The organism is Paenibacillus sp. S29 (assembly GCF_049319765.1).
In the GTDB taxonomy this organism is placed as follows: Bacteria; Bacillota; Bacilli; order Paenibacillales; family Paenibacillaceae; genus Paenibacillus; species Paenibacillus polymyxa_B.
Genome location: NZ_JBMOUI010000001.1, coordinates 443,953 through 467,722 on the forward strand (window position 1 = coordinate 443,953; position 23,770 = coordinate 467,722).

At 50.5% G+C, this 23,770-nt stretch carries 22 protein-coding genes and 1 riboswitch; of the genes, 21 read left to right on the forward strand and 1 reads right to left on the reverse strand.

Going from position 1 to position 23,770, the window contains the following annotated elements; genetic code table 11:
* The first annotated feature begins 44 nt into the window (after nucleotides 1-44).
* Both ACL9RM_RS02035 and ACL9RM_RS02040 read left to right on the forward strand, forming a co-directional pair.
* Nucleotides 45-452: a DoxX family protein gene (locus ACL9RM_RS02035; protein ID WP_028540751.1), complete on the forward strand. Its 408-nt coding sequence runs from the start codon at nucleotides 45-47 to the stop codon at nucleotides 450-452.
* 154 nt (nucleotides 453-606) lie between these two features.
* Nucleotides 607-2,595, forward strand: a complete 1,989-nt coding sequence (locus ACL9RM_RS02040) for a methyl-accepting chemotaxis protein (protein WP_250266867.1) — start codon at nucleotides 607-609, stop codon at nucleotides 2,593-2,595.
* Nucleotides 2,596-2,689: 94 nt separating this feature from the next.
* On the opposite strand, the gene ACL9RM_RS02045 is transcribed toward ACL9RM_RS02040, so the two are convergent.
* Nucleotides 2,690-3,670: a DMT family transporter gene (locus ACL9RM_RS02045; protein WP_250266866.1), complete on the reverse strand. Its 981-nt coding sequence runs from the start codon at nucleotides 3,668-3,670 to the stop codon at nucleotides 2,690-2,692.
* Between the two features lie 182 nt (nucleotides 3,671-3,852).
* On the opposite strand from ACL9RM_RS02045, the gene ACL9RM_RS02050 reads away from it, so the two are divergent.
* The 19 genes from ACL9RM_RS02050 to ACL9RM_RS02140 all read left to right on the forward strand — a co-directional run bounded on the left by ACL9RM_RS02050 (nucleotide 3,853) and on the right by ACL9RM_RS02140 (nucleotide 23,646).
* Nucleotides 3,853-4,710 carry a LysR family transcriptional regulator gene (locus tag ACL9RM_RS02050; protein ID WP_023990802.1) on the forward strand — a complete coding sequence of 286 codons (858 nt, stop codon included), beginning with the start codon at nucleotides 3,853-3,855 and terminating at the stop codon, nucleotides 4,708-4,710.
* A 68-nt stretch (nucleotides 4,711-4,778) separates the two neighbouring features.
* Complete coding sequence (locus ACL9RM_RS02055) at nucleotides 4,779-5,492, forward strand: pirin family protein (RefSeq protein ID WP_250266865.1); 714 nt, start codon at nucleotides 4,779-4,781, stop codon at nucleotides 5,490-5,492.
* 15 nt (nucleotides 5,493-5,507) lie between these two features.
* Complete coding sequence (locus ACL9RM_RS02060; RefSeq protein WP_039271675.1) at nucleotides 5,508-5,846, forward strand: hypothetical protein; 339 nt, start codon at nucleotides 5,508-5,510, stop codon at nucleotides 5,844-5,846.
* A gap of 179 nt (nucleotides 5,847-6,025) precedes the next feature.
* The gene (locus ACL9RM_RS02065; protein WP_069290598.1) at nucleotides 6,026-7,651 is read left to right on the forward strand and encodes a spore germination protein; all 1,626 of its coding nucleotides are present in this window, start codon (nucleotides 6,026-6,028) and stop codon (nucleotides 7,649-7,651) included.
* The gene (locus ACL9RM_RS02070) at nucleotides 7,651-8,862 is read left to right on the forward strand and encodes a Ger(x)C family spore germination protein (RefSeq protein WP_250260204.1); all 1,212 of its coding nucleotides are present in this window, start codon (nucleotides 7,651-7,653) and stop codon (nucleotides 8,860-8,862) included. The genes ACL9RM_RS02065 and ACL9RM_RS02070 overlap by 1 nt, the downstream gene beginning before the upstream one ends.
* Nucleotides 8,859-9,083 carry a hypothetical protein gene (locus tag ACL9RM_RS02075; protein WP_069290596.1) on the forward strand — a complete coding sequence of 75 codons (225 nt, stop codon included), beginning with the start codon at nucleotides 8,859-8,861 and terminating at the stop codon, nucleotides 9,081-9,083. Before ACL9RM_RS02070 ends, ACL9RM_RS02075 begins: the two co-directional genes overlap by 4 nt.
* A gap of 43 nt (nucleotides 9,084-9,126) precedes the next feature.
* On the forward strand, nucleotides 9,127-10,281 hold the full coding sequence (locus ACL9RM_RS02080) for a GerAB/ArcD/ProY family transporter (protein ID WP_250266864.1): 1,155 nt from the start codon (nucleotides 9,127-9,129) through the stop codon (nucleotides 10,279-10,281).
* Nucleotides 10,282-10,382: 101 nt separating this feature from the next.
* Nucleotides 10,383-11,234, forward strand: coding sequence for a uroporphyrinogen-III synthase (locus ACL9RM_RS02085; protein ID WP_069290594.1), 852 nt, complete (start codon nucleotides 10,383-10,385; stop codon nucleotides 11,232-11,234).
* 219 nt (nucleotides 11,235-11,453) lie between these two features.
* Nucleotides 11,454-12,008, forward strand: a complete 555-nt coding sequence (locus ACL9RM_RS02090) for a TIGR00730 family Rossman fold protein (RefSeq protein ID WP_069290593.1) — start codon at nucleotides 11,454-11,456, stop codon at nucleotides 12,006-12,008.
* A gap of 57 nt (nucleotides 12,009-12,065) precedes the next feature.
* Nucleotides 12,066-12,251: riboswitch (cobalamin riboswitch) on the forward strand.
* Nucleotides 12,252-12,561: 310 nt separating this feature from the next.
* Nucleotides 12,562-14,358, forward strand: a complete 1,797-nt coding sequence (gene cobJ / locus ACL9RM_RS02095; protein ID WP_250266863.1) for a precorrin-3B C(17)-methyltransferase — start codon at nucleotides 12,562-12,564, stop codon at nucleotides 14,356-14,358.
* 92 nt (nucleotides 14,359-14,450) lie between these two features.
* Nucleotides 14,451-15,518: a sirohydrochlorin chelatase gene (locus ACL9RM_RS02100; protein WP_250268974.1), complete on the forward strand. Its 1,068-nt coding sequence runs from the start codon at nucleotides 14,451-14,453 to the stop codon at nucleotides 15,516-15,518.
* Complete coding sequence (gene cobK / locus ACL9RM_RS02105) at nucleotides 15,515-16,294, forward strand: precorrin-6A reductase (RefSeq protein WP_250266862.1); 780 nt, start codon at nucleotides 15,515-15,517, stop codon at nucleotides 16,292-16,294. Before ACL9RM_RS02100 ends, cobK begins: the two co-directional genes overlap by 4 nt.
* A 168-nt stretch (nucleotides 16,295-16,462) precedes the next feature.
* Complete coding sequence (locus tag ACL9RM_RS02110; protein ID WP_039271658.1) at nucleotides 16,463-17,107, forward strand: precorrin-8X methylmutase; 645 nt, start codon at nucleotides 16,463-16,465, stop codon at nucleotides 17,105-17,107.
* A 74-nt stretch (nucleotides 17,108-17,181) separates the two neighbouring features.
* Nucleotides 17,182-18,327: a cobalt-precorrin-5B (C(1))-methyltransferase gene (locus tag ACL9RM_RS02115; RefSeq protein ID WP_250266861.1), complete on the forward strand. Its 1,146-nt coding sequence runs from the start codon at nucleotides 17,182-17,184 to the stop codon at nucleotides 18,325-18,327.
* Nucleotides 18,320-19,576, forward strand: coding sequence for a precorrin-6y C5,15-methyltransferase (decarboxylating) subunit CbiE (gene cbiE, locus ACL9RM_RS02120; protein ID WP_250266860.1), 1,257 nt, complete (start codon nucleotides 18,320-18,322; stop codon nucleotides 19,574-19,576). Before ACL9RM_RS02115 ends, cbiE begins: the two co-directional genes overlap by 8 nt.
* Nucleotides 19,577-19,607: 31 nt before the next feature.
* Entirely contained in the window at nucleotides 19,608-20,324 is a 717-nt protein-coding gene (gene cobI, locus ACL9RM_RS02125; protein WP_039271654.1) for a precorrin-2 C(20)-methyltransferase, read from the forward strand.
* Nucleotides 20,321-21,115, forward strand: a complete 795-nt coding sequence (cobM, locus tag ACL9RM_RS02130) for a precorrin-4 C(11)-methyltransferase (protein ID WP_013373518.1) — start codon at nucleotides 20,321-20,323, stop codon at nucleotides 21,113-21,115. Before cobI ends, cobM begins: the two co-directional genes overlap by 4 nt.
* Nucleotides 21,108-22,196: a cobalt-precorrin 5A hydrolase gene (locus ACL9RM_RS02135; RefSeq protein WP_025719610.1), complete on the forward strand. Its 1,089-nt coding sequence runs from the start codon at nucleotides 21,108-21,110 to the stop codon at nucleotides 22,194-22,196. Before cobM ends, ACL9RM_RS02135 begins: the two co-directional genes overlap by 8 nt.
* Nucleotides 22,189-23,646 (forward strand): cobyrinate a,c-diamide synthase, encoded by a 1,458-nt coding sequence (locus ACL9RM_RS02140; RefSeq protein ID WP_250266859.1) that lies wholly within the window; start codon nucleotides 22,189-22,191, stop codon nucleotides 23,644-23,646. The genes ACL9RM_RS02135 and ACL9RM_RS02140 overlap by 8 nt, the downstream gene beginning before the upstream one ends.
* The last annotated feature ends 124 nt before the right edge of the window (nucleotides 23,647-23,770 follow it).

Consider the following 23,770-nt stretch of genomic DNA (forward strand, 5'->3'; position numbering starts at 1 on the left):
AGTTTGTTGCAGGATTTTTATACAATTTAAAAGGAGATGAGCAAATGAATCAAACGCTTATGAATATTGGATTATTGTTGGTACGAATCTTTACAGGGGTTATTTTTATCGTTCACGGTGCACAAAAGTTTCAGGGATTAGACGGAACCTCCGGCTTCTTCCAAAGTATCGGACTCCCTGGTTGGATGGCCCCTGTGGTCGCTACGGTTGAGCTGGTGGGAGGAATTGCACTGGTTCTGGGTATCGGAACACGACTGGCTGGAGCGGCATTGACCATTGTTATGATTGGTGTATTGCTAACCGCTAAAAAAGGACAGCCTTTTGGCTCGATTGAATTTGATCTGCTGATTCTGTTCACCAGCCTTCAGCAAGCGCTTGTCGGTGGACGTTTTCTGGCAGTGGATCAGTTATTTGGCCGCAAAAAGGCTGAAAACAGTAACGTACAGGTCTAAATGTTCATATAACCGCGTCCTTAGTCTTATAGGGCGCTTTTTTTGTTTTTCTCCTTTGTGAAATTTTATTGTAAATCATTTGCTACTTTCAACCGATATAACTAACACGGAATGTAATTCAAATATATTGTTTTATGAGCAAAGGGGAAAAAACATGGGAACAACGCGAAAGAGAAAAACGATATGGACACTCAGGAACAAGCTAAGTTTAGGCTTTTTACTTGTTTTGCTGATTCCGAGCTTAAGTATTTCCACTGCGACCTATAAATCATCATATAATGCTATGGAGAAACAGCTCCACGGCAGTGCGAATCAGGGGGTAGCGACAGCTAACTCCATTATTGAATACGCAATCGCCAGTAAAATTAAAGATGCGAGTTATTTGGCGGAGCGTCTGGACGGCTCGATGATAGATGGTCGAAACAGCCCTTTGATTCAGCCCAAGCTGATCCAATACAAGGGTTTGCATGAAGATGCCACGGATATTTTTGTTGGAACACCGGAGGGGCTGATGATTCGGGGGGTGCCCAAGGAGGATGAAGGGACATTTGATCCTCGCACACGCCCATGGTACATAGAAGCGATGAAGCAGCCCGGTAAGGTTGCAATTACGCCTGTGATCATCAATTCATCGGGTATTCCTGTTGTCGTAGTATCTCAGACGCTTTCCGACAAGTCCGGCGTTATCGGGATTTCTCTAAATCTGGAGAGTGTACGTAAACTGGCCTCTATCAAAGTGGGCCAGGAGGGGTATATCATCATTTTGGATCATACGAAGAAATTCGTAGTCCATCCTACGGCTAAAGCGGGCTCATCTCCTCAGGAGAATTCGCTTGATAGGTTGTATACTGCGCCGAGCGGGAACTTCAACTATATGCATGAAGGTCGCGAGAAATATTTGACCTATGTAACGAATACGGATACCGGCTGGAAAATTGCAGGTACCTTCTATCAATCCGAGATTAGCGATGCCACCGCTGCCATGCGTTATGTAACCATTTTCGTGCTGGCTGCCTCACTGGTGATTGCGCTTATCGCGATTTTCCTGATTACCCGTTCTGTTTTGGTACCGATTCGTAAGCTGCAAAAATCAGCAGAACGAATCAGTGAAGGAGATTTGACGGGCGATTTGGAAACTGGAAAAACGGATGAGGTGGGCGAATTGTCTGCTCACTTTCAAACCATGGTGGATAGTTTGCGCACGATGATTCGAAGCGTACACGAAACGACAGATCGGGTGAGTTCTTCAGCGGAGGAGCTGGCTGCGGGTGCAGATCAGACAACCCAAGCGATTGAGCATGTCACCATTGCTATCCAGGAAGTAGCTGTGGGCAGCGAACGTCAGGTGGAGAGCGTCAAGCACGGCTCCGTAAATATGGAGGAGCTTGCTCAGCAAGCAGCGAACGTATCCGAGCGTATGGTGGGCGTATCTGAACATGTGAAGATGAACGCCGAGTCGGCTCAGGAGGGCAGCAAGGCTGCTACGCAGGCTGTCCAGAAGATGCATGACATCGATGAGACCGTTAACGATCTCGGACAGGCCATGGACTCTCTCAATGAGCGCTCCGGTGAAATCGTGAATATTATCAGCGTTATATCCGGTATTGCCAAACAGACGAATCTTTTAGCTCTGAATGCGTCCATTGAGGCCGCACGTGCTGGGGATCATGGTAAGGGATTTGCCGTGGTCGCTACGGAGGTACGTAAGCTAGCTGAGGAATCAGCGAAATCGGCTACTTTGATCTCGGAGCGCATTGAAGCGATGCAGGTGGATATGAATCATGCTCTGGGCGCTATGCATCAAGCGCGGACACGGGTGACGGAAGGCATTGATTCGGTAACCACGTCTGAGCAATCCTTTGCGGAGATCAGCCAGGCCGTGGAACGAGCTATGGTACATATCAATGACATTACCGGAGTGACTCAGGAAATGGCACGGGGGACTGTAGGCGTCGTAGATATTATGAGCGATATTGCCCACATTTCGGACGAGGCAGCGAGCAACACCGAGTCGATCTCAGCAGCGGCTGAGCAACAGCTTGCTTCTATTGAGGAAATTGCTTCATCTACAGCGGACCTGAGCCAAATGGCAGAGGAATTGCGTGAACTGGTTGGACGTTTTCAGGTTGAAGGAAAATCCTAAAATGATAAAAAGCGCCCGGATACAGGAGATTGTACTCTGTATCCAGGCGCTTTTTAATGTTTTTAGCATAATTTCTGGTTTGCAGGGTTAGAAGTTAACGTTGGAAGGACTTGCGGCGATCCAGACGGAAACGGACATCCCGTGAGCTGTCGGAAGGACGCAGCGAACTTCTCTGAAACATATTGTTCAGAATCAGTGCGAAAATGACTAGCACTGTCCCATATAGTTCAAAACGGCTAATGACATAACCTTGGAAGTACATGAGTACCAGCGTGGTAATCGGTACAAAGTTAATAAATAGAATTCCGTTCAGTGGAGACAGCTTTCGGATTCCGGCATTCCAGCTAAGCAGGGCAGCTAGCCCTGGAAGCAGGATCATAAAGCTCATTTCGTATTTAACTGACCACACAGCCTGCCAGTCCGGCACCACAATCCAGTTGAAAGCAGAGGCAAATGTGACGACTACGAAGGAGACGAGAGTTCCAAGCAGGCAGGTTAGGGTTGAATACCGAAGAGTAGACCATCCTGCAAAGTGGCTGCCTCCCATGGAATATACGACCCATCCGACGACGCCTACGAAAATAAGCAACAGCGGCAGTAAATGTTGTCCGGCAAGTGTGAAAAAGGTCCATTTTCCGTTCGTGATCACAAGTAAAGCCCCAGCCAGCGCAATCACCATGCTGATTAGTGTATATTTCGGAGGCATTTTACGGGTCATGACCCACACCATCGCAATGGAAATCATCGGCATTAGCACTTCCATTATAGAAGCTACCAGAGTACCTGCTGCCCCCATCGCGTGCTGTCCTTGGAAAACGGCCATATTATAAATGGTGAATCCCATGGTCCCAAAGAATAACAACGTCTTGCCCTTGCCCTCAAAGCGAAATGCCGTCCGTCCCTCTTTGAGCCACAATAGCACGACTAAAATGAGTGTAACCGATAAATAGCGCAAAAATGAAAAGTACAGTGGATTGATATGTTGTAATGCAATGTGCGAAACCGGAAACATCGCCCCCCAGGACATACTGGCGATTAGGCATAATAAAGATCCGGTCATGATTTGTCTGTTCATGATGTACAAATGCTCCTCCTTGCCGGTCTCAGCGGACATATCTTATGGACACATCATAAAGGATAGGAAGCTGTTGGTAAAATGATTGAAAATAAACATTATGATCATTTAAAATGATAATAAGTGACAAGGCGCGTCAATTTTGGATGGCCCCTTGTCCTTCACAATAAGGGGGAGCAGTAGTGGATCTGAACGATTTAAACATTTTCCAGACGGTGGCTGCGCATGGCAGTGTCAGCAAGGCTGCAGCCGAGCTTAGCTATGTCCAGTCCAATGTAACGGCCAGAATCAAGCTGCTCGAAAAGGAACTGCAAACGCCTTTATTTAATAGACATAAGCGGGGAATGATCCTCAATGCAGAGGGCAAGCGTCTGCTGCAATATACGAAAAGCATTTTATCGCAATTTGAGGAAATGAAACATGCGTTTCAGAATACCTCTGCACCTTCGGGGGTACTGGAGATTGGCATTGTGGAGACTGTCATTGCCCTCCCGGCCATTTTACATGCTTACTATAGCAAGTACCCGGATGTCGAGTTGTCCCTCAAGGCCGGGGTTACAGAGTCTCTGGTGCAGGAGGTTGCAGAAATGCGGCTGGATGGAGCTTTTGTGACCGGGCCGGTCAAGCATCCGCTGATTGAACAGTTTGATGTGTTTCAGGAAAAACTGGTCCTCGTATCCCAAGGAGATGACTTTTCTGTCGAGGATCTTACAACCCGTCCACTCCTGCTGTATAAAAAAGGTTGCGGCTACCGGGGACGGCTGGAAACTTGGCTCAAGATGGAGGGGATTATTCCCAAGCAGATTATGGAGTTTGGGACATTTGAGACGATTATCGGCAGTGTGGCGGCTGGTATTGGAATGACTGTTTTTCCCGAATCGTCGATCAGCGGGCTGGTGGCTCAAGGCCTTGTATGCGGTCATGCGATGCCTGAGCCGTACAATGAAGTAACAACGGTGTTTATCCGGCGTAAGGAAGCCTTTGTTACCAGTACTTTGCAGTCTTTTATAGATGAGATTATCACTCAGACAGAGGCGTAGCTTTATCGCTTGGGCTCGGTTACAATGAGAGGGATTTGATCTCATTTTCTTCCTGAAGGAGGGCTATTATGTTTACAATATATCCGGCGGCTTCCCGATTCAGCTTCGATAAGGGCTGGTTGCGGGGAAGTCACAGCTTTTCATTCGCGGAGTATCAGGATGAGAACAATACAGCGTTTGGTCCTATGCGTGTCTGTAATGACGATGTCATCGCACCGGGACGGGGATTTGGGGCGCATCCGCACAGTGATATGGAGATTGTTTCGATTGTGCTGTATGGGGAACTGCGTCATGAAGACAACCGTGGACATGTAGCGGTAACCCGTTTTGGAGGCATTCAGCGAATGTCAGCGGGCCACGGCATCATTCATACGGAGCACAACGCTTCACAAACGGAGGATGTCAGTCTGCTGCAATTGTGGTTTAGCCCGCATACGAGAGGACTGAAACCGTCATATGAGGCTACAGCATTCAATCCTGAGCGTCTTCACGGTCAGCTTCTGCCTGTCGTTGCCGGAAAGCGCGTACCAGGCACAGAGGGTGAAATAGCTGCAATCAACCAGGATTTAACGATTTATTTAAGCAAGCTTCAGCCTGGAGAACAAGTAGAATTCACACAGGCCGAGGGTCGGCGCGTGTTCCTGTTCATCATCGAAGGCTCGCTGCGTGTGAACGGTGAACATATTCTGCAAGGACGCGATTCCGCTCGTATTGAGCAGGAGCCGAAGCTCTCACTGGAAGCAGAAGATTCTGTTTTTTATATGTTGATTGATTTGCCCTAAAAGGAGGTGCGCACAATGGCGCAGCAGGAAACATGGCTGATCAAGCATGCCGTCACGGGACGTAGCTTTGCTGACAGCCGCAAGCAGAGTTTCGATTGTCATTTTGAATCGGTGGACGGTGTGTTTCGCTTTACGCTTCAAGAGTTGCCGCGTGAGATGGCGGAGGCGATTGTGCGTTATAGCGGGGAGTTGAACGTATTTCGTTTTGTAACCCCGGTAGATGATGGCCCCCTGGTGAAGCATTGGTATTACGTCACCCCGGAAAGTGTGGAATATCATGATCAGACAGATAAGCTTACGTTCGAAGCTAGTTCTGAGATTGAATACCATCCCGAGGAGTATTGGGGCGATTAATCATTCCTTTATCATAAATTTTCAGATATATGATGGATTTTCGAAGGCTCTGCATCATTGCAGGGTCTTTTTGTTATCCGTTCAATATGTTGAGTTCATTGGATACATAATCCTTTGCAGGCTGGTACATCCTATATGTCATATTATCTGTTCGGCTCATTCGTAAAGGGGGAATAACGATGAAGAAAGGGCGCTTTCCCAAGTTGCCGAAGCCACCGTGGAGCCGGAGAGCGATTCCAGCCGCAGACCGCAAGACACGAAATTCCAATGTGCCTAAAGGACTGCCTGAGTCTTCGTGGCTGGAACAGCCGCTACGTAGCAGTGTGGAAGACAATTTGATTGCTTTGCGTGATATTTTTAAGGATTGCTCTGATATCGTCTATCGAGAGCTCATGATTTCCCCTGAACGCAAAGGGTTGTTGGCTTATTTTGAAGGTACGGTAAAATCGGAGGATTTGCAGGATCATATCCTGCGGCCTGTCATTCTGGGCATGATGCTCAAGGACCCTGAAGTGAACGGCAAATTGGAGCCGCTGGATGAAACTCGTATCTCCATGTCCCAGACCAAAACGATGGACGAATGGAAGATGGTATCGGCAGCGATACTGGACGGCAATGCCGCCTTGTTCGTAGATGGCACGCCTCGTGCGTATATTTTTAGCGCCAAGGGGGGCGTTCGTCGTGGCGTAGAGGAACCACAGACAGAAGCGGTTATTCGAGGTCCGCGTGAGGGTTTCACTGAGACTCTTCGCGTTAATACGGCACTGTTACGCTTCAAGCTGAAGACCTCCAAGCTCAAGATGTATAGCATGACCATCGGAACAGAAACTCAAACGAGCGTCGTCCTTACTTATATTGAAGGGATCATAGATTCGAAGCTGGTGGAGGATGTAAAAAAACGGCTCAGCGATATTAAAATTGATGGTGTTCTGGAGACGGGGTATATTGAGGAACTGATTGAGGATCATCCGTTTTCACCGTTTCCGCAAATGGAATACACTGAACGTCCGGATACCGTCACTGCGCAGTTACTGGAAGGACGTTTTGCCATTTTTGTGGACGGAACGCCTTTTGCTCTGATTGGGCCAGTCACCATGTGGCAGATGATGCAAGCGAGCGAGGATTATTACGAGCGCTTTTTCATCAGTAATATGGTGCGCTGGATTCGTTTTCTTTTTCTCATAATGGCTCTCTTTCTGCCTGCATTATATGTAGCGGTGACGACCTTTCATCATGATATGCTGCCGACGACGCTCATCCTGAGTATTGCGGCGGCTCGCGAATCCATCCCTTTTCCAGCACTGGTGGAAGCATTGATGATGGAGATTTCCTTTGAGGCATTACGGGAAGCAGGGATTCGTCTCCCCAAAACGGTCGGTCAGGCCGTCAGTATTCTTGGTGCACTCGTCATTGGGCAGGCCGCAGTACAGGCAGGAATCGTATCGGCGCCCATAGTCATTGTTGTGTCGCTCACAGGTATTGCGTCGTTTACCATACCGCGTTTTAACTTTGCCATCACGGTTCGTCTGCTGCGATTTCCCATCATGCTGATGGCGGGTTTATTCGGATTGTTTGGGATCATTATTGCGACAACGCTGATTGCTACGCATCTAACCAAGCTAACCTCGTTTGGTGTCCCTTATATGAGTGGATATAGCCCATACAACCATATGGATCAAAAGGATATCGTCGTCCGCGCGCCTTGGTGGAAAATGACCAAACGTCCTTCCTGGATTGGTAAAGACAACAACAAACGAGCGAAGGAAAAGATGAATGGAACGCCTAAAAGCGAGGAGGGATGGTGATGAAGCCCAAATCGAATACACAACAAATACGTAAAGTCGCTGTGCTCTGTTGTCTGCTGCTATGCTCTGTTCTCTTGGGAGGATGCTGGGATCGCCGTGAAGTGAATGATGTTGCTTTCGTGATGGGTACCGGGCTGGACAAGGAAGGCGATCAATACCGGGTAACGATGCAAATCGCTCTACCCGGACAACTCGGATCTTCGGGCAGTACAGGAGGAGGGGGAGGTACCAGTGGTACGAAATCCTACTATTTGGAGTCCAAAATAGGCCCAAGCTTTCGAGGAGCAAGTACCGAGGAACAGCGCGGAGTTTCGCGAACACTCAATTACTCCCATCGGCGGGTGCTGCTGTTCGGCGAGGCGCTGGCACGAGAAGGGATTAGCAAAATGATGGATGTACTGGCACGTGTTCCGCAGAACCGTCTGTCGTCCCTGGTTGTTATTACGAAGGGTTCAACGATGGAATTGCTTCAGGCAGATGCTCCGATAGAGCAATATCCAGCAGAAATGGTGCGTGAGCTCAATATTTCCTATATGAAAAAACCTCGTTCCGTTAAGCTGTTGATGAATTCCGTCCTGCTGGAAGGCGTTGACCCGGTGGTACCAGTAATGTCTCTGGTGAAGAATGGGCCCCCTAACCTTAAAGACAAGAAAACGAATATTCAGGTCGATGGACTGGCTGTGTTTCGCAAAGACAGGTTAACAGGAATTATTGATAACCACCTCAGTCGGTTTCTGCTTTTGGGTATGGAGCAAGCCAAGGAGACAGAAATATTTATTCCCCCTCCCAAAGGTAGAGGTTACATATCTGTACACCTCATCGAAAATAAAGTCCAAATTAAGCCCCATATTCAAGGGGATGAGATTCGAATGACCATTCATATGAACTGCAATGGGAATGTGAAGGAAAATGAGACGAGTTTCGATATTTCCAACGAGGAAAATTTGAAGTGGCTGGAGCAGCAGACAGCCGAGGAAATTAAGAGGGAGCTGGGAGAGGCTGTTCAGGTGATTCAGCAAAAGTATCGTTCAGACGTACTTGGTTTGGGCCGGGCTATTATTACGAGTCAACCGGATGAATGGAAACGGATCAAACCCCAATGGGAACAACTGTATCCCAAGGTGAAGGTCACCATAAATCCGGTCGTGCATATTGAGAATATCGGTGCGGTCACCAAACCATTCGGGGTCAAAAAGGAGCAAATCCAATGAATAAAGTATTTCTGTTACCTTTGGTGCTGGTTATGCTCTTCATGTATCTGATGGACCGTAAAAATATTCACAATGCACCAGCCATCAATCGCTGGGTCTCCCGCGTAATGTATGTTATTAGCATTGGTATCTGGATTTACGGAACATCAACGAAGAGCACCGTTTATGTGGCTACATGGCTAACCCGTTTTATTGACATGTGGCTCCCCCCTACGTTGTAAATCGTGTAATGGATGCCTGCGGGCAAAAGGAGGATGTACCTGCATGAAACAGTTCACAACCAGACAAATTGTGCTGCTTGGTGTATTGATGGAGGTCGGTATTACCCTTATACATGCTCCGACGCAGGCAGCGGATCACGCGAATCAGCATGCTTACTGGACCTGTATAATTGCGGCTATCGTACTCTGCTTGCCGATCTGGGCGATGTTGAAACTTAAACGACGGTTCCCTGATCAGGATCTGATGCAGGCGATGGTGAGCTCTCACCCTGTGCTGGGCCGTGTGCTGCTTGCAATCTACCTTATTTTATTCCTGATCATCTTTGCACGGGATTTGAGGATTATTACGGATCTGGTGGAGGTGGTGCTTTTGCCGCTGACTCCGATTGTGGTCACTTCTCTTATTGTGCTGTTGACTCTAGTATTTATGGCTAAAGGCGGAATAAGCACCATCGTGAATATGACCGAGAATTTTATACCGCTGTTGATTGTGACGCTGTTGACCATGCCGCTTTTTTTTGGGCGTAATATGGATTTTTCGATGCTGAGACCCTACTTACATCCAGAAGTAGAGGGAGTAATCAAGGGGAGTTGGCGCATGCTGGGTTATATGGCCGATATTATGATAGTCCCCTTTGTGATTTCTGGGAAGAGCTATAATGGGCGTAGTGCGTGGTTTGGGCATTTGCTCGGAACCGCTTTTCTGACCATGCTGGTGCTGCTATCCGAGTTGGTTATTGGTGTTCCTATCTTGTCACGGCTGTTTTATCCAGCGTATGAACTGGTGCGTCAATTGCAGCTAACGGACTTTCTGGATCGGTTCGATTTGTTCGTGGCAGTACTGACCGTACCGACCTTTCTTACGAAGATTGGGGTTGATCTGTACGTTACCAGTTTGGCGGTAAAACGGATGTTTGCCCAAGCCTGGGGGAGCCTGATGGTTTGGCCCGTAGGTTTGTTAGGCTATGTCTGTTCGTTTATGCTGTTCTCCAACATTGTGCAAATTTATGAGTTCAGCCGGGAGTGGACCGCGGTGATGATCATTTTTTTTGTTATCATGCCTTTGTTGCTATGGATGTTGCTCCGACCCAAATCTAAAGGGAAAGGCGGAGATGATAGGGCATCTAACGGAGAGCGGGATAGCAGTAGTCAGAAAGAAAGCCAGCATGGAGGCAGAACAGAACACGGCCACTTATAAGATTACTGTATTCATCGGAAAAGTAATTCTTATTTGTCTTTTACCCCTCTGATTGTATACTTGGTAGAAAGAAATACGACATCTACAAGGGAGGCAACAGAATGGCACAACGCATGGCAGGCAAGAGAGTCGCTCTTGCTGGTCCCCGTAAAGCAGAAGAAATGGCGCTGCTAGTTGTGAAGATGGGGGGTGAGCCAGTACAGCGCCCGGCCCAGGGTACCGTTTTTCTGGATGATATCGAGCTGCGCAACGCTGTTGTATCGTGGGTGAAGCACCCTCCGGACTGGTACATCTTCACGACAGGTATGGGGCTGGATGCCCTGTTCGATATGGCAGAGGATATGGGCGTGGCTGAGCAGATTATGGAGCTGCTGCAATCTTCCAACATTGCAGCGCGGGGCTACAAGACGGTCAATGGACTCAAAAAGCGTGGCTTTACGCCAGCAGTACGAGACGAGGACGGAAGTTTGATCGGATTGACAGGAGCTTTCGCCCCATACGATCTGAAGGGAAAAGAAGTATTGTTGCAACTGCATGGCGATCCAGCCCCACGGTTGGTAAAGTGGCTGGACGAGCAGGGGGCAGTAACCCGCCAGGTACTTCCTTATAAGCATATCCCACCTGAGGAAGCAAAATTGCAGGCGTTACTGGAGGATGTTATCCATCGTAATGTTGATGCTGTTACGTTCACGAGTGGTCCGCAAATTCGATTTTTAGCCCAATATGCGAGAGAGCAAAATCGAATCGAGGATTTACTGGAGGCTTTCCGTGAGGATGTGATTGCTGTATCAGTAGGGAAGGTGACTGCACAGTCCATTGTGGAAGAAGGGATTGATCGAGTCGTGTTTCCAACCGAAGAACGCATGGGCGCGATGATGGTGGAGCTGGGCAAATATTTTGAGCATAACGATTCGGTGCATGGCTGTGGTCTGAAGATCATGAATGGTCATTGAAATGAGATGGAAATGAGATAGAAATTATAAATATAGTATGCTAAAAATGAACTTATATTTTTGGATAAAGCGTAAAATAAAGATAAGGGCCTGCGAGGTCTTTATCTTTTTTTTTTGTTGGACATGCATCGACAAAGATTTTTGTTATAGCGAAAATATTTAGCTAATATAATGAATAAGTTTCGATGCATGATACTTAGGACAGGAGCTGAGACGTTAATGAATTCTATTTGTGTATTTGCCGGGTCCAGACCTGGACATTCATCGGTATATGTTGAAGCGGCAGGCAAGCTGGGAGAAGCCATGGCTCGCCATCATATCCGTCTGATCTACGGTGGCTCCAGTAGGGGGCTGATGGGAGAGGTGGCGGATGGAATACTGGCGGGTGACGGTCAGGTCACTGGCATTATGCCCACCCTGTTATTTGATGCAGAGATCATTCATCGGGGAGTTACCGAGTTCATTGAGGTAGCAAGCATGCATGAGCGTAAAGCGGCAATGAGCGAGATGGCCGATGCGTTTATTGCCCTTCCGGGTGGCTTGGGAACCTTTGAGGAGCTGTTCGAGGTATTGTGCTGGGCGCAAATCGGCATTCATCGCAAGCCGATTGGGCTGCTGAATGTGAATGGATATTTTGACCCGTTAGTAGAAATGGTGCGTCATAGCGTGCAAGAAGGGTTTACCGGGGCTGAGCATCCAGCGTTATTAAGTATCTCTGCGGACCCGGACGAATTGCTACATATGTTAAAAAATAAAGCAGAGAACTTGAAATAAAGCGTTTTTCGTGCTTGCACAACTGATTGAGGCAAGGTTATGATAAGACCCATAATCAAATAGCGGACAGACAAGGTGCCTTTGCGGTTGAGCAAAGGGTAACAGGGAATCGGGTGCAAATCCCGAGCGGTCCCGCCACTGTAAGGAAGAGGATTTTTTTAAATGGTCACTCGTGAAAAACGGGGAAGACGAAAGAATCTGTTGATGCCAAGCCAGGAGACCTACCTTGATCTGTATGCACCGTTAACCTTCGCGGAGAGGATGGGTGTACGAAATCAGGAAATCAGGCACACGTTGCTTTTTCCATGTTGGTTAGAGGTTTGCGTGGATATGAACGTGCAGCAGCGTTTGAAGCGTAAACAGACAGGTGGAAAACAACGGCAGGCTGGAGGAAGACAAATAGTGTCTTCTTACGCTGTTTTTTCGTCTGATGAGAGATACGTACATAGAAACCCCATCCGGGCAGGATGGGGTTTTTTGAGTTACACGATGTGCATAAATCATTGAAATAGATAGGATAGCTACCCTGAAAAGGGTGAATAGGAGGAGCACGATGAGCCCATTAGGAAAATTGCTGGTGATTGGATTTGGACCAGGAGATATGGAACATATCACAAAACGGGCGCTGGATGCGCTGGCCGAAAGTGAGGTCATTATCGGCTACAATACCTACGTTGATTTGATCCGTCCGTTGTTGAACGGACAGGAGATTGTACGCACAGGGATGACAGAGGAAGTGAGCCGTGCGCAGGAGGCGGTTCGCCAAGCAGAGATGGGCAAGAAGGTAGCTGTCATTTCCAGTGGAGATGCAGGAGTCTATGGTATGGCAGGGCTGGTGTACGAAGTGCTGATGCAAAAAGGCTGGCGACGCGAGGACGGGGTTGAGGTAGAAGTCGTACCGGGGATCTCGGCTATTCAGTCCTGTGCCTCACTGTTGGGGGCGCCAGTTATGCATGATGCTTGCACGATCAGTCTGAGTGATCATCTGACCCCATGGGAAACGATTGTGAAGCGTGTAGAAGCAGCGGCTTCGGCCGATTTTGTGATTGCATTATACAACCCGCGCAGTGGTCGGCGTACCCGCCAGATTGTGGAGACGCAGTCCATTTTGCTGCGTTACCGCGATCCGCAAACTCCAGTTGGGTTGGTGAAAAGTGCTTATCGTGAACGTCAGCAAGTTATTGTAACGACGCTGGAAGATATGCTGAATCATGACATCGGGATGCTGACAACTGTAATCATCGGCAATTCCTCGACAACGGTGTATGACGGCTTGATCGTGACTCCGCGCGGATATCAGCGCAAATACACGCTGGATGCGACCGAGCAAGCGCTCAAGCCGCATCAGCGTCTCCGTACGGAAGCAGAGCCGTGGTCGCTGGGCGCGCAAGAGGCCGCACCGCAGGCAGGCGCAGCCCCGACTACGCCCGCTGGACCCTCCGCGAGCGGCGCTGCGGTTGCGACGCAGGCACGCCCGCAAGCGATGGCTGCCGTGCAGGCAACGACCGCTGTGCAAACCGGGGCGGCCCCGGCATCGCTAGCGGCAGAGGCACTAAGCCGCCTCGCTGTCGGCGGCAAGCTGCCTGGCGCAGCCAACGCTCGCTGGAGCGGGCAAGCGCCTACCGCCGAGAGCACCGCCGGAACGTCAGCAGTGGCCGGAGTGGGGGCCCCGGCCGGGATGGCGACAGGCGGCTTTGGCAAGCCTGCGCTATTTGAGGTGGGCGTTTCCCCGGGTGTGGGAAACAAGAAATTCACCGCTCGCCAGATGGCGCTGCTCGCCGAGGTAGCGGGTGATGACGGCGAGCTGGAATACACGCCAGATCATCAGATCGTGCTGCGCGTACCGTGTGCAGACCCCGAGGAACTGGTCGGACGGCTGCGGGATGAACGATTCATTGTCATGCCGATTGGCGATGTGTTTAAGGTGAAGGCGTGCGACTTCTGCAATATGGAGAAGGATGACGCTGTGCCTGTGGCTGAGCATTTACAGGTTGTACTTGGCGGATTACAGGCACCCAAGGAAACGAGCATTGCTTTGAACGGATGCGGTATGGCCTGCTATGGAGCGGTGCTGGAGGATATCGGCATCGTCTATCGCAAGGGAGGATACGACCTCTTCCTTGGTGGCAAAAAATTCGGTCGCAATGCTCATGCCGCTCAGCCCGTAGCGGAAGGGATTCCGGGTGATCAAATTACTGACATCGTGGAGAACGTCATCGCTGAATATAAGGAAAAAGGGCATCCGAACGAGCGTTTTCATAAATTTTTTAAACGTGTAGGCGTCGTTGCGGGTTTCCGGCATGAAGATGCACCAGCAACGGTAGAAGTGAATGCGGTTTGTGGTGATTAATGGACTGAAGGCCTGATGAACTGGATACAAGCATATATATAAAATAGGGCGTCATGCAGGCTATCCCTATTAAAGAGGAGGAAAAAACAGCAGTGGATGCAATATTGTTAGTTGGACATGGAAGTCGGGACCCGGAGGGGAATCAGGAACTGCTGGAATTTGCACAGGCAGTGGCAGACCGGGTACCGGATATGTGCGTGGAAACCTGTTTCTTGGAGTTGGCACGTCCCAGCATTGCTGATGGGATGCAAACATGTGTGGAGAAAGGTGCGACGCGTGTCGTTCTCATTCCGATTATCTTGTTCGCAGCGGTACATGCCAAAATTGATATTCCGATGGCTATTGATCGGGCAAAAGCAAAATATCCGCAGGTGGAATTTGTATATGGACGCCCGATTGGCGTTCACGAGAAAATCGTAAGCATTCTGCAAAGCCGCTTGAAAGAGGCCCGTCCGGTTGCAGTTCCAGTGGGAATGAATAGCGCTGTAGAGGCATTTGCCGAGGTATCCGACGAAGAAACGGCGGTACTTGTGTTAGGACGCGGAAGTAGCGATCCAGATGCGAACAGTGACTTTTTCAAAATCACCCGTATGCTATGGGAACAGCTTTCTTATACGTGGGTAGAGAGCAGCTTTATCGGTGTGACGCAGCCTTCTTTTCCCGATGGATTGGAGCGTTGTGTACGACTGGGGGCCAAAAAGATTATCGTGCTTCCCTATTTTCTGTTCACGGGTGTGCTGATTAAGCGCATCGGAGAAATGACCCAGGAATTTGCCGAGGCTCACCCTACATTACAAGTGGAGATGGGAGGATATTTTGGTTTTCATCCTCAATTGATTGAACTGGTGCTGGAGCGAGCTAAGGAAGGCTTGTTCGGCAAGGTTACGGCCAATTGTGATAACTGCCAGTTCCGTCTGGAGGCGCAGGAGCACCACCATCATCACCACGACCATGACCATGACCATGACCACCATCACGATCATGAGCATCATCACCATCATCATGCACATGAGCACGATCATCATGATCACCATACACACAGCCACGATCACACTCATGAGCATGTCCATGCTCACAGCCATGATGACCATGATCACCATCATGAGCATTCACATACGCCATCTGTAGTGAATGGAAGCGGGCAGGTGAAGGGCTCATGATATTCATGCTATGTGGAACGAGCGATGCTCGGGAATTGGCGCTGCAAATCCGTGACAATGGCTTCAACGTATTGACCTCGGTCGTAACCGAAAGTGCGGCAGCCAGCTTGGCCGAAGCAGGGCTGGACGTACGTACAGGCCGAATGACAGCCGATGAAATGAGTGCAATGATTCGGGATCAGGGAATACAGGCGGTTGTTGATGCCAGTCATCCTTTTGCAGAAGAAGCACATGCGAATGCGATGACAGCTGCTCGCGAATCCGGAGTTCCTTATATTCGCTACGAGCGGGCGGGACTGGTGTATGACAATCATCCATTGCTCCACATCGTGTCTTCCTATGAAGAGGCCGCATTAGAAGCGAAGCAACTCAAAGGCTCTGTAATGCTTACGACAGGTAGTAAGACGCTCGGCACGTTCACCAAGCATTTACTCGGAGACCCGGAGATTCGTCTGGTTGCACGCATGCTGCCGCGCTTGGACAATATGGAGAAATGCGGCGAACTGGGCATGGAGCAAAAGAATATTATTGCCATGCAGGGACCCTTTTCCCGCGAGATGAACGAAGCATTGTACAAACACTATGGCACGACCGTGATGGTCACCAAGGAAAGCGGACGCACGGGAGCAGTGGATGAAAAGGTTCAATCTGCATTGGAGCTGGGGATTCACGTACTTTTGATTTCCAGGCCGGAAGTGGAATTTGGCACAGTATTTGATCATTTCGACGGAGTCATTAACGCACTGCGCACAGCAAAAGAGAAAACTTCAATTTGAGTTGAGTCTTGCCCTTGCGAGTCCAGTTAATCAGGAACGACTTCTGGCATGTATTTAAAATATAGTCATCTTAAAATAGGTGTTTTTAAGAGGTATCTATGATTTTGTAGCAATGAATTGTCATTTTCCTAAACTATTTTCTAATTTTCCATAAGGGAGTGGTCTACCATGGATTTTAAAACAGAATTTAAACCGCTAACGGTACAGCCGCAGGAGATTGAAGGCAAAAGCTTCGAGATGATCACAGAAGAATTGGGAGAGCATCCTTTTACAGCAGAGCAATATCCCGTTGTACAGCGTGTCATTCATGCATCTGCTGATTTTGAGCTGGGCCGCAGCATGGTGTTTCATCCAAAGGCGATTGAAGCTGGGATTGCAGCTATTCGTGCAGGACAGCAGGTAGTGGCGGATGTGCAGATGATTCAAGCGGGGCTGAGCAAGGATCGTATCCGTCAATTTGGCGGGGATGTGCATGTGTACATATCTGACCCTGATGTCATGGAAGAAGCGAAAAGGCTGAATACGACACGCGCCATTATTTCAATGCGCAAAGCGATTCAGGCGGGCGAAGGTGGCATTTATGCCATTGGTAATGCGCCGACAGCGTTGCTGGAGTTGATCCGTCTGGTAAAAGAAGGAGCGGCTAAACCCGGACTGGTGATTGGCATGCCCGTCGGTTTCGTATCGGCAGCAGAATCTAAGGACGAACTGCGCAAGCTGGATATTCCGTTCATTACGAATATTGGACGCAAGGGCGGCAGTACAATTGTCGTAGCAGCATTGAATGCGATCTCCTTAATGGCTGTCCGCTAGATGCGGTTGTCCGTTTGCTGTATCATGAAATGAATTAGAACATGATCAGCAGAAGAGGTTAAGGAGGAATTGGCATGGAAAAGGAAGCGGCGTCCGCCAACAGGCCCAAACGGATGAAAAGCGGTGAAGCTCCCGCGCCGGACAAGCCGATGCGGTCAGGCTTTACGACGGGGGCTTGTGCGGCTGCAGTGGCCAAAGGAGCGGTGCAACTGCTCATCACGGGCATTCCACCGAAGGAAGCAGTGATATCGTTGCCCGCGGGATTCGATCATGCGTTTGAGCTGATCGAGCCTGTGTTGGACGCGGACGAAGCTTCCTGCACGACGATCAAGGACGGTGGCGATGACCCAGATGCCACGCATCAGGCGAAAATTATCGCGTCCGTTAGCTGGCGCGAGGAGCCGGGTATTGAGCTGGATGGCGGCATCGGCGTAGGACGGGTAACGAAGCCCGGTCTGCCTGTGCCTGTCGGGGAAGCGGCGATTAATCCGGTGCCGCGACGTATGATTATGGAGGCTGTGACAGGCGTGCTTGAAGAGCACGGATCGGCCAAAGGTGTCCGTGTCGTCATCAGCGTACCGGACGGCGAAGAAATCGCCAAGAAAACGCTGAACGGGCGTCTTGGCATTCTTGGCGGTATTTCCATACTAGGCACGCGTGGTGTGGTCGTTCCGTTTTCCACGTCAGCTTATAAAGCCAGTGTCGTGCAGGCCATATCGGTTGCACAAGCGATGAACTGCCAGGAAATAGTCCTGACCACAGGCGGCAGCAGTGAAAAATATGCCATGCAAATGTACGATCAGCTGACGGAAGAGGCCTTTATTCAGATGGGGGATTTTGTCGGCTTTGCCATTAAGCATGGGAAACGGCTGGGAATGAAAAAGATTATTCTCGTCGGTATGCCTGGCAAGCTGTCGAAGGTAGCTCAAGGTGTCATGATGGTTCACTCCAAGAGTGCTCCGGTGGATTTTGGTTTTTTGGCTGAGGTCGCGCGTGAAGCGGGGGTGGATGAGTCGCTTGCAGCGTCAGTGGCAGAGGCGAATACAGCTACGCAGGTGGCGGATATGATGACCGAAGCGAATGCGCTTAGCTTTTTTGAAAAGTTGTGTACCTATGGATGTTCGCATTGTCTGGACCATGCAGGTGGTGGAATTGTCGTGGAAATGGTACTGGTAACGATGAAAGGGAACGTGCTGGGGAGGGCGAGAGTCGGTGAGTAGAGTGATTCGTGTCATTGGTATCGGTGAAAATGGAGCGGCAGGTCTGTCGCAGGAGACGCTGGAGCACATTGAGCGTGCCGACCTGCTGGTTGGTGGAGAACGCCAGCTAGCCTTTTTCAAGGCATTCGTAGGGGAAAAACGAACATTAAAGAGCGGCTTATCTGCCGTGGTAGAAGAATTGGGACGGTTGCGCAAGGACAAGGATATTGTCGTGCTTGCGTCAGGCGATCCGCTTTTTTTTGGAATTGCAGGTTATTTGTCTGCCAAGCTAGGGTCGAAACATCTGGATATTTTGCCGCATCTCAGCTCGGTTCAGCTGGCGTTTGCGCGTCTCGGTGAAAGCTGGCAGGATGCGGTGCTGGAAAGCGTACACGGCCGTCCGATGACCGGACTGGCGCAGCGAATCGATGGACAGAACAAGGTCGCGCTGCTGACTGACGACCGAAATCATCCCGCCGCAGTCGCTGCCTATCTGCTGCATTATGGCATGACGGAATATGATGCCTTTGTCGGCGAGCATTTGGGCGGACCGGACGAGGTGTATCAGCATTATACGCTGGATGAGATGGCGCAGAGAACGTTCCAACCACTGAATGTGGTTATTTTGCGCCGCCGTAAGGGAGAAGACGTGCCTGCAATTCGTCGGGGATTTGGCTTCGAGGATGCGGAATTTCACCAGCGTAAGCCGGAAAAAGGACTGATCACGAAGCGTGAAGTACGCGTATTCAGCTTGTCCGAGCTGCGTCTGACCGAACGAAGCATCGTATGGGATATCGGCGCAGGTTCCGGCTCTGTAGCGGTGGAATGTGCGCGGCTGGCCAAGTATGGGCAAGTATTTGCCATTGAGAAGAACGAAGGCGATTTGGCTAATGTCGAAGCGAACAAAATCAAATTCCGCACCGATTTCCCGGTTATTCATGCCAAAGCGCCTGCCGGACTGGAAGATCTGCCAGACCCGGATGCGGTGTTTATCGGTGGGAGCGGGGGAGAATTGGCCGAACTAATTCGTCTGTGTGCTTCCCGTCTGCGGAAGGATGGACGAATTGTAGTGAATGCTGCAACGATTGAGACGCTGCATGATGGGATGAAGGCGATGCAAGCAGCAGGTCTCGATACTTCGGTGACGTTATTGCAAACAGCGCGCAGCAAGCCGATTTTGAATATGACTCGTTTTGACGGACTCAATCCGATATATGTCATTACAGGACAGCCGTCGGTGGACGTGGCTGACGAAGTAGCAGGGGAGTAAGCTGGTAATTCAAGAGGGGGAGAGAGACAGCATGAATACGGCGGCAACAGGAACACTTTACGGCGTAGGCGTGGGGCCGGGTGATCCCGAGCTGATTACAGTCAAGGCGTATCGCATGATTCAGGAATGTGCAGTTGTGGCTTATCCGAAGAAACGTCGGGGAGGTAAGTCGTATGCTCACGAAATCGTGGAGTTGTACGTCAATCCGGAGGAAAAGGAGATGCTGGGACTCATTTTTCCAATGACCAAGGACCCGGTTGTACTGGAGCGTGAGTGGAACAAAACGGTGGTTGCTTGCTGGGAGGCACTGAGCCAAGGCAAAGATGTAGCCTTTGTCACAGAGGGAGACCCTAATCTGTACAGTACCTTTATTCATTTGGCACGGCTCATGAAGGATCTCCATCCTGAGGTGCCGATTGTATCTATTCCGGGCATTTCGTCTGTGTTGGGAGCGGCGGCAGCGCTCGAATTGCCTTTGGCAGACGGAGATCAGCAGGTCGGTATTATTCCGGCTACGGATGATCGGGAAGCGATGAAGCGGGCGATTGAGAATCACGATACGGTCGTGTTTATCAAGGTTGCCAAGGTGCTGGATTTGATTTTGGATGTGCTGGATGAACTCCATCTTGGGGACCGTGCATCAGTCATTACCAAGGTCACTTCCCCTTATGAAATGGTATGGCGCGACGCACGTGAGCTGCGCGGACAGGAGCTTGAATATTTGAGTTTAATGGTGGTGAGCAAATGACGTTGGAGCCCAAAGTATATATCGTAGGAGCAGGTCCAGGCGACCCGGAGCTGATTACGGTCAAAGGCTCTCGGATTCTACGCACGGCCGATGTGGTATTGTACACGGATTCGCTCGTGAACGACGAGCTGATTGCCACGGCCAAGCCAGAGGCGCAGGTACTGCAAAGCTCAGGCATGGATTTGGAGCGGCAGGTCGAGATTATGAGCGAGGCTGTGCAGGCTGGACGCAGTGTAGCTCGCGTACATACAGGTGATCCGGCAGTGTATGGTGCGATTTTGGAGCAAATGGTGTTGCTGAAGCAGCGCGGAGTAGCATACGAAATCGTACCAGGCGTCAGCTCGGTCTTTGCTTCTGCGGCGGTGCTGGGTGCAGAGCTAACTGTGCCTGACCTGACACAGACGGTCATTCTGACGCGTGCCGAAGGCCGTACACCTGTACCGGATCGGGAAAAGCTGCGTGACTTGGCATCCCATCACTGTACAGTGGCACTGTTCCTCAGCGCAACGCTGGCAAAGAAGGTGGTCGTTGAGTTTCTGGCAGCAGGCTGGAGTGAGGACACGCCTGTAGCGGTTGTGCAGCGCGCGACCTGGCCGGATCAAAAGATCGTGCGCACGACGCTTGCTCAATTACCCGCCGATTTGCGTGCAGCAGGCATAACGATGCATGCCATGATTTTGGCAGGCTGGGCGCTCGATCCGGGACTGGTGGACAAGGACGCGCATCGTTCCAAGCTGTATGACAAGTCGTTCACCCATGGCTACCGGAAGGGAGTGAAGCCCGGTGAGTAATCCATTTGCCGCTGTGGCGATCACGAAGCATGGAGTGGAAATGGTCCGCAATTTGGGAGCCAGCTTTCCGGGTACCGATGTGTATTACATGTCCAAATTTGAGCGTGGCGACGAGCAGGAGCGTGGCATTCAGTTGTTCGAAGGCTCGGTCAAGCTGATTTTGCCGGATTTATTTAAACAATATAACGGTATTATTTTATTTATATCTCTCGGTGCAGTGGTTCGTATGATTGCACCAATTTTGGTGGATAAAAAGGTAGACCCGGCGGTAGTTGTCATTGATGATCGTGGCGAGCATGTTATTAGCGTATTGTCTGGCCATTTGGGTGGCGCCAATGAATTGACCCGCCATGTAGCGGCTGTACTGGGCGCACGTGCTGTAATCACGACTGCATCGGACGTGCAGGGCACGATTCCGGTGGACATGTTTGGTCGGGAATTGGGTTGGGTGGTCGATAGCTTCGACAAGGCCACTCCTGTGAGCGCCGCTGTTGTGAACGAGGAGCCTGTTGCGCTCATACAAGAGACAGGCGAACGGAACTGGTGGCGTTATGACAAGCCTGTACCTGGGCATATCAAGGTATATGCTTCGACGGCAGAAGCATTGCAAGAACCGTTTAACGCCGCGTTGGTCGTGAGTGACCGTTTATTGGAGCCGGAGGAAGAGGAGCAGCTTCTTTCTAATGGCGTGCTGTACCGTCCGAAAAGCTTGGTGCTCGGCATCGGCTGCAACCGTGGGACTGCATTGGAGGAACTGGAGGCGGGTGTGCTGGACACCTTGCAAGAGCTGCGTTTGTCCGTGAAAAGCGTACGGAATATTGCCACCATTGATCTGAAAAAGGACGAAGAGGGCTTACTTGCCCTTTGCGCCAAATACGGTTGGGAACTGGTGACGTATACTCCGTCAGAGCTGAATACGGTGCAGCTTCCCAATCCATCGGAAACCGTCTTCAAATACACTGGCGCATATGGGGTCAGTGAACCTTCAGCCTTGTTGTCTTCTGGTGCAGACCATTGGCTGCTGGAGAAGAAAAAAAGCGGCAATATGACGCTGTCTGTAGCGCGGGTTTCCTATGACTGACATCATGAAGCAGGCTGTACAGTCTGATCCGTCTGCCGCTACGCGCAGAAGCCGTATTGTTGTTGCCGGAACAGGCAGCGGCGCAGGCAAAACGACGGTTACCCTCGGGCTGATGAAGGCGTTCGCCGACAGCGGCCTGCGAGTGCAGGGTTTTAAATGCGGGCCGGATTATATCGATCCGACCTATCATACTGCCGCGACCGGGACCTCTTCCCGTAATCTGGATTCATGGATGACCTCACCGGATACGGTGCGTGAAACCTTTATCCGTGCTTCCGAAGGCGCGGATATTTCCGTGATTGAAGGCGTCATGGGGCTGTATGACGGCAAGGACCCGCTCAGTAACACCGGCTCGACCGCTGAGATCGCCATGCTGACGGACAGCCCTGTATTGCTGGTGGTCGACGTGCGCAGTATGGCACGAAGCGCCGCCGCTATTGTGCTCGGCTTTCAGCGCTTGGAGCCCAAGCTGCGCATTGTGGGCGTAATTGTGAATCGCTGCGGTAGCCAAGGGCACTATGGCATCGTCAAAAAGGCGATTGAGCAGGAGTGCGGCATCCCCGTGCTCGGCTGGTTAAAGCGTGATGACGGGCTGGATATTCCTGAGCGTCATCTGGGTTTAGTACCCGCTGTGGAACGCGGCGAGCTGGAGCCGCTTTTCCAACGGGCGGCAGAGCTGATCCGCGCGGGTACGGATCTGGATGCACTGCGGGCATTGGCGGATTCGGCTCCGCCCTTGTCTCTGCCCGCACAACCGTTGTTTCCCCCGGATTGGCTTCCATCAGCAGGGCATGAAGCTGATACCGGGGAACGTCCCGTCATCGCCGTCGCCAGAGATGCGGCGTTCAATTTTTACTACCCGGAAAATATGGATTTGCTACGTCAGGCGGGAGCAGAGATTGTCTATTTCAGTCCGCTGGCGGGAGAACGCGTACCTGAGCAGGCAAGCGGCCTATACCTGGGCGGCGGTTTCCCCGAAGAGTTTGCCGCAGCTATCGCTGCAAATACGGGCTTTTTGGAAGATATCCGCAACGCGGTAAGCCGGGATATGCCAGTATTCGCCGAATGCGGCGGTTATATGGTACTGGCACGGACACTTACGGATCGTATGGGGAATGCCTATCACATGGCCGGGGTTATTCCGTCGGACGTCCGCATGCAGGAGAAACGGGCTGCACTGGGATACCGGGAAGCAACCGCTTTGCAGGATTGCTTGCTGCTGGAGGCTGGAGAGACCATTCGGGGACATGAATTTCATTATTCTGTCATGCACTATGATGAATCATCCGCCCCCTACTCCTACGCCTATCAAACCAAGGGGATGCGTGGTCTCCAGAGTGAGGGTTATGCGAAAGGGAACCTTTTGGCAGCCTACACGCATATTCATCTCGCTTCTCTTCCCAAGGCGGCAGCACGCTGGGTGGAACAATGCCGGGCTTACGGTCAATAGGTTTGCAAACGAGTCCACTACTTCATATAAACGAAAAAAGCCGAGTCCCCTAAAGGGTCCGGCTTTTCTAAATTTCAATAGATTTAAACCTTACATAGTATGGAAGCGTATACATTACTTTTTT

Coding starts and splice junctions, on each gene's coding strand:
- ACL9RM_RS02045 (WP_250266866.1), bottom strand. CDS start 3,670: ATGAACAGACAAATCATGACCGGATCTTTATTATGCCTAATCGCCAGT.
- cobI (WP_039271654.1), top strand. CDS start 19,608: ATGAATACGGCGGCAACAGGAACACTTTACGGCGTAGGCGTGGGGCCG.
- ACL9RM_RS02075 (WP_069290596.1), top strand. CDS start 8,859: ATGAATAAAGTATTTCTGTTACCTTTGGTGCTGGTTATGCTCTTCATG.
- ACL9RM_RS02085 (WP_069290594.1), top strand. CDS start 10,383: ATGGCACAACGCATGGCAGGCAAGAGAGTCGCTCTTGCTGGTCCCCGT.
- ACL9RM_RS02140 (WP_250266859.1), top strand. CDS start 22,189: ATGACTGACATCATGAAGCAGGCTGTACAGTCTGATCCGTCTGCCGCT.
- ACL9RM_RS02065 (WP_069290598.1), top strand. CDS start 6,026: ATGAAGAAAGGGCGCTTTCCCAAGTTGCCGAAGCCACCGTGGAGCCGG.
- ACL9RM_RS02080 (WP_250266864.1), top strand. CDS start 9,127: ATGAAACAGTTCACAACCAGACAAATTGTGCTGCTTGGTGTATTGATG.
- cobM (WP_013373518.1), top strand. CDS start 20,321: ATGACGTTGGAGCCCAAAGTATATATCGTAGGAGCAGGTCCAGGCGAC.
- ACL9RM_RS02040 (WP_250266867.1), top strand. CDS start 607: ATGGGAACAACGCGAAAGAGAAAAACGATATGGACACTCAGGAACAAG.
- ACL9RM_RS02070 (WP_250260204.1), top strand. CDS start 7,651: ATGAAGCCCAAATCGAATACACAACAAATACGTAAAGTCGCTGTGCTC.
- cobJ (WP_250266863.1), top strand. CDS start 12,562: ATGAGCCCATTAGGAAAATTGCTGGTGATTGGATTTGGACCAGGAGAT.
- ACL9RM_RS02110 (WP_039271658.1), top strand. CDS start 16,463: ATGGATTTTAAAACAGAATTTAAACCGCTAACGGTACAGCCGCAGGAG.
- cobK (WP_250266862.1), top strand. CDS start 15,515: ATGATATTCATGCTATGTGGAACGAGCGATGCTCGGGAATTGGCGCTG.
- ACL9RM_RS02090 (WP_069290593.1), top strand. CDS start 11,454: ATGAATTCTATTTGTGTATTTGCCGGGTCCAGACCTGGACATTCATCG.
- ACL9RM_RS02115 (WP_250266861.1), top strand. CDS start 17,182: ATGGAAAAGGAAGCGGCGTCCGCCAACAGGCCCAAACGGATGAAAAGC.
- ACL9RM_RS02055 (WP_250266865.1), top strand. CDS start 4,779: ATGTTTACAATATATCCGGCGGCTTCCCGATTCAGCTTCGATAAGGGC.
- ACL9RM_RS02060 (WP_039271675.1), top strand. CDS start 5,508: ATGGCGCAGCAGGAAACATGGCTGATCAAGCATGCCGTCACGGGACGT.
- ACL9RM_RS02035 (WP_028540751.1), top strand. CDS start 45: ATGAATCAAACGCTTATGAATATTGGATTATTGTTGGTACGAATCTTT.